The organism is Robiginitalea sp. (genome assembly GCF_049588695.1).
Lineage (GTDB): Bacteria > Bacteroidota > Bacteroidia > Flavobacteriales > Flavobacteriaceae > Robiginitalea.
In genome coordinates, this window is record NZ_JBAVZJ010000650.1 from 1 (window position 1) to 7,713 (window position 7,713).

Sequence of the window (7,713 nt, forward strand, 5' to 3'; positions counted from 1 at the left end):
TAATCCGGGTTGTCCATTAGTTGTTGATGAAAAGGAATCGTGGTTTTAACGCCTTCGATTACAAACTCATCCAGGGCACGCCTCATTTTGTTGATCGCCTCCTCCCGGGTTTGGGCCGTGGTGATCAGCTTGGCGATCATCGAATCGTAATTGGGTGGAATCACATAGCCGCTGTAAACATGCGTATCCAGACGCACCCCATGACCTCCCGGAGTATGCAGGGTTGTGATTCTCCCAGGGGAAGGACGGAAGTCATTATACGGATCTTCCGCATTAATACGGCATTCGATAGAGTGGAGCTTGGGGACGTAATTTTTTCCGGAAATCGGCACCCCTCCGGCCACCAGGATTTGTTCGCGAATCAGGTCGTAATCGATCACCTGTTCCGTTATGGGATGTTCCACCTGAATCCGGGTGTTCATCTCCATAAAATAAAAATTCCGGTGTTTATCTACCAGGAATTCCACGGTTCCTGCACCTTCGTATTTTATATACTCTGCAGCCAGAATCGCGGCATTTCCCATTTCTTCCCGGAGTTTGTCCGTCATAAATGGGGAAGGTGTTTCCTCAGTCAATTTTTGGTGGCGTCTTTGTACGGAACAATCCCGCTCTGAGAGATGGCAAGCCTTCCCGTACTGATCGCCAATGATCTGAATTTCAATATGGCGGGGCTCCTCAATGAGCTTTTCCATGTACATCCCTCCATTTCCAAAAGCCGCTTCAGCTTCCTGTACGGCACTTTCGAAATTCTTCTCGAGATCTTCTTCCTTCCAAATAGCGCGCATTCCTTTTCCACCCCCACCGGCAGTCGCCTTGATCATTACGGGATACCCCATTTTTCCCGCTTCTTTCCGAGCCTCGGCCAGATCTTTAAGAATACCTTCCGAACCGGGTATGGTGGGTACTCCTGCTTTTTTCATAGTGGCCTTTGCAGAGGCCTTGTCTCCCATTTTATCTATTTGATCACCCGTTGCCCCGATAAACTTAATGTCGTGTTCCGCACATATTCTGGAGAACTTGGAGTTTTCTGAGAGAAATCCATACCCCGGGTGGATAGCATCTGCATTGGTGATTTCAGCCGCAGCAATGATGTTGGGTATTTTTAGATAGGATTGTGAACTCGGAGCAGGCCCGATACAAACCGCCTCATCCGCAAAACGGACGTGGAGACTCTCCTCGTCGGCTTTGGAATAAACCGCAACGGTTTTAATTCCCATTTCCTTGCAGGTTCGTATGATGCGCATGGCGATTTCCCCGCGATTTGCAATCAGTATTTTCTTGAACATGGCGCGTCTTCTTGGCGGATTAATAAATGAACTACAGCGTCGATAGCTTCAGGCCATCAGGAAGGGTCAACCAGGAACAGAGGTTGATCAAATTCCACCGGGGAAGAGTCTTCCACGAGTACTTTGACAATCTTCCCGGAAACTTCCGATTCAATATCATTGAACAGCTTCATCGCCTCGATCACGCAAAGGACATCCCCGGGGGCGATTGAAGCCCCGACTTCCACAAAGGCGGGTTTGTCCGGAGAAGGTTTCCTGTAGAACGTCCCAATTATCGGAGACTTAATGGTGATGTATTTGGATTCCTCATCGGTTGCCTCCGCTGCCGGGGCATCTGGTGTCGCGGCTACGGGTGCCGGAGCTGTCACGGGCTGCGCCTGCATCGGAATCTGTTGTACATAGGTAGTTTCCGGTCCCGAGGAGGTCGGTCCTGTACGAATGGTGATTTTAATATCATCCGTTTCGAGCTTCACTTCACTGGCCCCTGATTTGGCCACAAATTTGATGAGGCTTTGAATTTCTTTAATATCCATGGATTCAGGTTTTCTAAGTTGTTTCTAATTCGAATTGTACGCCCATTTCAGATAAATGGACCCCCAGGTGAAACCTCCGCCAAAAGCGGCAAATACGAGGCTATCCCCCTTTTTCAGTTGTTTTTCATAATCGTGCAGGAGCAAAGGCAGGGTGGCCGAAGTAGTGTTCCCGTAATTCTCGATATTCATCATGACCTTCGCATGATCGAGACCCATCCGGTTGGCTGTGGCATCGATGATTCGCTTATTCGCCTGATGCGGCACTAACCAGTTTACATCTTCATGTGAAAGCGAATTGCGCTCCATGATTTTAGCCGCGACATCCGCCATATTGGAAACGGCGAATTTAAAAACCGACTTCCCATCCTGATATACGAAATGCCTCTTATTGCGAACCGTTTCCTCGGATGCCGGCATCAGTGATCCGCCAGCCTCTATTCGGAGGAACTTCCGTCCTGTTCCGTCACTTCTCAGGTATTCGTCTATCAACCCAAGGCCGTCCGTGGAAGGCTCAAAAAGCACCGCTCCACCCCCATCTCCAAAAATGATACAGGTAGTTCGATCCGTGTAATCAATTATGGAGGACATTTTATCGGCCCCAATCAGCAAAACTTTCTTATACCTGCCGGATTCGATATACCGGGCTGCCGTAGACATCCCGTATAGGAAATTAGAGCAGGCCGCCTGTAAATCATAGGCAAAAGCGTTGACAGCTCCAATTTCGGTAGCTACATAAACAGCTGTAGCGGCCACAGGCAAATCCGGGGTAGCGGTCCCCAGTATCACCAGGTCAATTTCGGCAGGATCGAGATTGCGTTTGCGAATCAGGTCTTTGGCGGCTTCTATGGCCAGAAAAGAAGTGCCCTTGTCAGGGTCTTTGAGGATTCTTCGCTCCTTAACTCCGGTCCGGGTGGTGATCCATTCATCGTTCGTATCCACCATAGTCTCCAGGATGGCATTGGTGAGTCGATACTCCGGAACGTAACCTCCCACAGCGGTAATCGCTGCTGTTATCTTATTCATTAAAGAAAGGTTTTTAGAAAAGAACCTTTAGAAAAAGCTTCAAAATCTGTGAAAATTAAGGATTTTCCAGCAATTTATGCTTTTATCTATGGTTTTTTGAGGAATTCAGTCCATAAAAAAACTCCCACCTTATGGAGTGGGAGTCAGTAATCTATTGTGGTGTCGTTATGCGCTGGCCTCTTCAGTTTTATCTACAAGGACCTGCCCTCTGTAATATAACTTTCCTTCGTGCCAGTGCGCCCTGTGGAACAGGTGCATCTCTCCAGTGGTCGGATCTTTCGCCAGAGTAGGGGCAGTTGCCTTGTAATGGGTGCGACGTTTATCCCTTCTGGTCTTGGAAATCTTTCTTTTAGGATGTGCCATGGTACGCTATTGTTTTTTATCTATTAATAAACTCTTTAATGCATCCCATCTGGGATCGATCTCGTTTTCTTCGTTTTTGATCTCTTTCGGCTGTAATTCTTCCAGCTTTTTCAGTATTTCCGAATCCAGGGTGCCATCTGCAATTCCGGGGTGCACTCTCTTGGTCGGGACAGCCAGCACGAGCATTTCATAAATATACTGTGCAATATTGAACTGATGGGATCCAAGGGGTAAGACCAGGATTTCATCGTCCTCATCATTAAACTCTTCCCCGAATTTAACCACCAACTCCAGTTCACTTTCAATAGGCTGATTATAGGGTTCACTGGTCAGGTCACAGGCGACATTCACCCAGCCCTCAGCTTTCAACTCCAACTCCATCATGGTACTCATTTTATGGAGTAAGGCAGTAACCTTTATATCGGCCTCGTTGAATTCGTCGTACTGATAAGAGTCAAAGAACGCGTTATCAATTTGAAAATCAAACTGATGTTTCCCCTGTTTTAATCCCGAAAAAGGAATTTCAAACTCTTTATGCCTCATCTCCTCTTCCATTCAATTAGGGCGTGCAAAGATACTTTTTTTTTGTCAAAACCCAATTATTTCTGACAATAAATACCTATCGATCCTCTCCTCTCCCGGCGCGTTTCATGCGCTGCTTTTTCAGGGGGTTCCGGGTCAGGCTGTGGTGCTCACTTCGCTTTCTGAAAATTTCCATCCCCGTAAACAAAGCCTCTTTAAAGGAGTCCGGATTCGCTTTATTCTCCCCCGCAATATCGAAAGCCGTCCCATGGTCGGGAGAGGTACGGACGCGGCTGAGGCCTGCGGTAAAATTAACCCCTTTGCCAAAAGCAAGTGTTTTAAAGGGAATCAAACCCTGGTCGTGATACGCCGCCAGGACCGCGTCAAAGTTCAAATAATTATCCGAGGCGAAGAATGTATCCGCCGCATAAGGTCCGTAAACCAGGTGTTTGCCTTCCGCCAGTTTTTTGAGGGCCGGGCGGAGCACCGTATCGTCTTCTTTGCCGATAACCCCGTCATCTCCACTATGGGGATTAATCCCGAGAACGGCGATTTTGGGTTTTGCAATTCCAAAATCCCGGATCAGGGAATCCTCCATAGCCCGCACCTTTTCGGATATCAACTCAGGGGTAATCAGCGATGGGGCTTCCCCCACAGGTACATGATCTGTGAGCAATCCGATTTTAAGGGTATCGGTGACCATAAACATCAGGCTTGTACCTTCCAGTTCCCGGGCGAGGTAATCCGTGTGCCCCGGAAATGCAAATTCTTCTGCCTGAACCGTTTTCTTGTTGATGGGAGCGGTAACCAAAATATCAATACTTCCTTTTTTCAGGGCCTTAACAGCCGCCTGTAAGGACTTGATCGCGTAGCTTCCCGTTGTTTTCGAAGGTTTTCCGAAATGGATATCCGGGGAATCTTTCCAGACATTGACCACGTTGATCTTGCCTTCCAGCGCATCAGAGGCCCCGGGGATTCCATGGAACTTCATAGAAATCCCGAAGTGATTTGTCAGGAAGGAAATGGTCTTGTTCGAAGCAAAAAAAACAGGGGTACAGAAATCGAGCATTCGGCTATCCTCGAAAGTCTTCAAAGCCACCTCCGGACCAATTCCATTGAGATCGCCTATTGAAATCCCTACTTTAATTTTCTCCCTCGTATCCTGCATGAATCTGTACCTTTGTATCTTAGAAATCCCGTCAAAATTACTCAATTTCCACATACTATGTTTACAGGAATTATCGAAACCCCGGGCATTGTCACCCACCTGGAAAAAGACCAGACCAACCTGAATATTACGATTCAATCCCCCATGGCCCAGGAGCTAAAAGTGGACCAAAGCCTGGCGCATAACGGCGTGTGCCTCACCGTAGTATCCATAGCAACAGACGCTTACACCGTTACGGCTATTGAAGAAACACTGCAGAGGAGCAATCTGGGAGACCTGAAAGAAGGCAGTGCCGTTAACCTGGAACGGGCCATGACCCTGGGCGCGCGATTGGACGGGCATATTGTGCAGGGCCATGTAGACCAGGTAGGGGTATGCACAAAGGTTGAAGATCTGGGTGGCAGCTGGAAGTTCCATTTCAGGTACGACATGCACCCCAGCCGTATCACCATAGAAAAAGGGTCCATTACCGTGGACGGGGTAAGCCTGACGGTAGTCGATTCAGGCCCGGGTACTTTTAGTGTGGCTATCATCCCCTACACCTATGAGCACACCCGCTTCAGGGAATACGAGGTGGGGAGCAGGGTAAACCTTGAGTTTGATATGATCGGGAAATACGTCGCCCGCCTGATGCAAGGGTATTCTACACCTTGATAAAGATCTTTTTCCGGTACATCCACCAGCCCAGCAACAAGTAAAATCCGGTAACTGAAAGCCCGTAGAGCAAGGAAGAGAACTCCGGGGACATCCCCTGGTGAATATAGAGGGTGTTGAACAACTGTTCGTGAATACTAACCCCCGCTTCATTCTTTTTCTGATAAAAAATGTTGGTTATAAAGCTGGAGAGAAAATACACGGTTATGGCATTGGCCCCGGCGTACTTGAATATGCTGCCGAATCGCAGGCCGCGGACATCTGTAAGATAGTAGATCAGCGCCAGTACCAGGTTCGCCCACCCGGCCGTAACCAATACAAAACTACTGGTCCAAAGGGCTTTGTTGATAGGAAACACCAGGTCCCAGAGATAACCCAGCACCAACATTCCGACTCCAATCAGAACCATTGTCCTGGTCTTCTCCGCCCTGTCGCTGACCAGCAAAAGCCCGGTAAATACCCCCAAAAGGGCCGAAACGATAGACGGAAGTGTACTTAGGAGCCCTTCCGGATCGTAGTCCGGTTTGTACATATGGGTCCCCAATACATTCAGGTCGATATAGTTTGCCCAGTTATTTGCCGCCCGCTCAAAGGTCGGCGCCTGGCCTTCGAGTGGGATGAATCCCATCCAGATCCAGTAACCCAGCAAAATAGTGGTTGCTATGCCGAGCAAAACCTTCCAGTTGAAATTCAGGTAGAGGAGGGAAGCCGCGAAAAAAACCACCCCGATACGCTGCAAAACACCGGGGAATCGGATTTCCTCAAAAGGAAGGATAAAAGGGGGTTCTACTTTAAACGCCCCCAGGAACAGCCCCAACCCAATCAGTTTTAACGTGCGTACGACAATCTTGCGGTAGACCGCAGGGCCCGGTTGTTTGTTCTTATAGGCAAAAACAATGGAGGTCCCCACAATAAACAGGAAGAATGGGAATACCAGGTCTGTCGGGGTGTATCCATGCCAGTCAGCATGCCTGAGTGGCGGATATACGGCCTCCCAGGTCCCCGGGGTGTTCACCAAAATCATAAGGGCTATGGTAAGACCCCGGAAAATATCCACAGAAACAATACGCTCTTTCATAAAATATCACCTTTTATTTGACTCCACATGCGCCTTAACAACCAGGCCGTAACGACTACAACTACTGTCAATCCCGCGGCACTGGGGTAATTTCCATATATCCAGTTACCGGTGGCAAACATACAACTGTAGACCAGCAAACACCCGATGACCATAGCCAGAATCCCGGAGGGTACACTCCACTTTTTGCCCTGATCCAGGGTGATTCCCTCCGCGGAGGCTTCCGCGACTATTTTACGCCACCCGGGCCCTCCCGGCTGTATCCGCTTATAAAATGCCCTTAAGGTCTCCGTTCGCTCAGCAGGGGTGGCAAAGGTCACCACCAGCCATACGACAGAGGTGATCAGAACGACTACCGGGAACTTGCTCCATCCGGGCAAAAGCCCTTCAAAAACGGCCCCTGATGCTGTAGTGCCCCCAAAGAAATATCCCCCGAGGTCCGTAAAATTGAAGAGTATTGAAATCAGGCCTGAAGAAAACATGGCAGAGATTTCACTCCAGGCATTAATGCGCCACCAGAACCACCTTAAAATAAAAATCAGGCCCGTCCCGGCCCCAAACATCAGGATGATATCAAAAAGTTGCAGGGCATTGGTCAGGAACAGGGCGAGGATAGCACTGCATACCATCAGTACTACTGTGGTTATCCGGCCTACAGCTACGAGTTCCCGCTCAGAGGCCTCAGGTTTAATCTGTTGTTTGTAAAAATCATTGACCACATATGAAGAACCCCAGTTCAAGTGGGTTGAAATCGTAGACATATACGCCGCCCCAAGGGAAGCCAGCACAATCCCGAGCAGCCCCGGGGGCAATTTGGTGAGCATGGCGGAGTAGGCCAGGTCGTTGCCCAACTTGCTTTCTTCCACGTTGGGAAAAGCCTCGTGAATACTCGCGACATCGGGGAAAACCACCAAAGATGCCAGGGCGACAAGAATCCAGGGCCAGGGCCTCAGGGCATAATGCATGATGTTGAAAAAAAACGTCGCTCCAATGGCGTGGTTTTCGTTTTTAGCCGCCAGCATACGCTGGGCGATATACCCCCCACCCCCGGGCTCTGCACCGGGATACCAGGCACTCCACCATTGA

The 7,713-nt window shown here is 49.1% G+C and carries 9 protein-coding genes; 1 reads left to right on the top strand and 8 read right to left on the bottom strand.

The window, feature by feature from the left end:
- The 6 genes from accC to pdxA all read right to left on the bottom strand — a co-directional run.
- Nucleotides 1–1,286: acetyl-CoA carboxylase biotin carboxylase subunit (gene accC / locus WBV75_RS14815; protein ID WP_424121354.1), on the bottom strand; the 1,286-nt coding region annotated here is incomplete at its 3' end.
- Between the two features lie 56 nt (nucleotides 1,287–1,342).
- Nucleotides 1,343–1,819: an acetyl-CoA carboxylase biotin carboxyl carrier protein gene (gene accB, locus WBV75_RS14820; RefSeq protein WP_424121355.1), complete on the bottom strand. Its 477-nt coding sequence runs from the start codon at nucleotides 1,817–1,819 to the stop codon at nucleotides 1,343–1,345.
- A 24-nt stretch (nucleotides 1,820–1,843) separates the two neighbouring features.
- A complete protein-coding gene (locus WBV75_RS14825; RefSeq protein ID WP_424121356.1) occupies nucleotides 1,844–2,842 on the bottom strand; it encodes a beta-ketoacyl-ACP synthase III in 999 nt (332 codons plus the stop codon).
- A gap of 165 nt (nucleotides 2,843–3,007) precedes the next feature.
- A complete protein-coding gene (gene rpmF, locus WBV75_RS14830) occupies nucleotides 3,008–3,205 on the bottom strand; it encodes a 50S ribosomal protein L32 (protein WP_424121357.1) in 198 nt (65 codons plus the stop codon).
- Nucleotides 3,206–3,211: 6 nt separating this feature from the next.
- Nucleotides 3,212–3,748, bottom strand: a complete 537-nt coding sequence (locus WBV75_RS14835; RefSeq protein WP_424121358.1) for a YceD family protein — start codon at nucleotides 3,746–3,748, stop codon at nucleotides 3,212–3,214.
- Between the two features lie 76 nt (nucleotides 3,749–3,824).
- Nucleotides 3,825–4,895 (bottom strand): 4-hydroxythreonine-4-phosphate dehydrogenase PdxA, encoded by a 1,071-nt coding sequence (pdxA, locus tag WBV75_RS14840; protein ID WP_424121359.1) that lies wholly within the window; start codon nucleotides 4,893–4,895, stop codon nucleotides 3,825–3,827.
- Nucleotides 4,896–4,952: 57 nt separating this feature from the next.
- Between pdxA and WBV75_RS14845 the strand changes: the two genes are divergently transcribed.
- Nucleotides 4,953–5,549, top strand: coding sequence for a riboflavin synthase (locus tag WBV75_RS14845; RefSeq protein ID WP_424121360.1), 597 nt, complete (start codon nucleotides 4,953–4,955; stop codon nucleotides 5,547–5,549).
- Here the strand turns inward: WBV75_RS14845 and WBV75_RS14850 are convergent.
- Together WBV75_RS14850 and WBV75_RS14855 are read right to left on the bottom strand one after the other, a co-directional pair.
- Nucleotides 5,539–6,627 (bottom strand): acyltransferase family protein, encoded by a 1,089-nt coding sequence (locus WBV75_RS14850; protein WP_424121361.1) that lies wholly within the window; start codon nucleotides 6,625–6,627, stop codon nucleotides 5,539–5,541. The two genes, WBV75_RS14845 and WBV75_RS14850, sit on opposite strands and share 11 nt — an antisense overlap.
- On the bottom strand, nucleotides 6,624–7,713 hold a 1,090-nt coding region (locus tag WBV75_RS14855; protein WP_424121362.1), incomplete at its 5' end, for a sodium:solute symporter family transporter. The genes WBV75_RS14850 and WBV75_RS14855, both read right to left, overlap by 4 nt.

Coding starts and splice junctions, on each gene's coding strand:
- accB (WP_424121355.1), bottom strand. CDS start 1,819: ATGGATATTAAAGAAATTCAAAGCCTCATCAAATTTGTGGCCAAATCA.
- WBV75_RS14850 (WP_424121361.1), bottom strand. CDS start 6,627: ATGAAAGAGCGTATTGTTTCTGTGGATATTTTCCGGGGTCTTACCATA.
- pdxA (WP_424121359.1), bottom strand. CDS start 4,895: ATGCAGGATACGAGGGAGAAAATTAAAGTAGGGATTTCAATAGGCGAT.
- WBV75_RS14825 (WP_424121356.1), bottom strand. CDS start 2,842: ATGAATAAGATAACAGCAGCGATTACCGCTGTGGGAGGTTACGTTCCG.
- WBV75_RS14835 (WP_424121358.1), bottom strand. CDS start 3,748: ATGAGGCATAAAGAGTTTGAAATTCCTTTTTCGGGATTAAAACAGGGG.
- rpmF (WP_424121357.1), bottom strand. CDS start 3,205: ATGGCACATCCTAAAAGAAAGATTTCCAAGACCAGAAGGGATAAACGT.
- WBV75_RS14845 (WP_424121360.1), top strand. CDS start 4,953: ATGTTTACAGGAATTATCGAAACCCCGGGCATTGTCACCCACCTGGAA.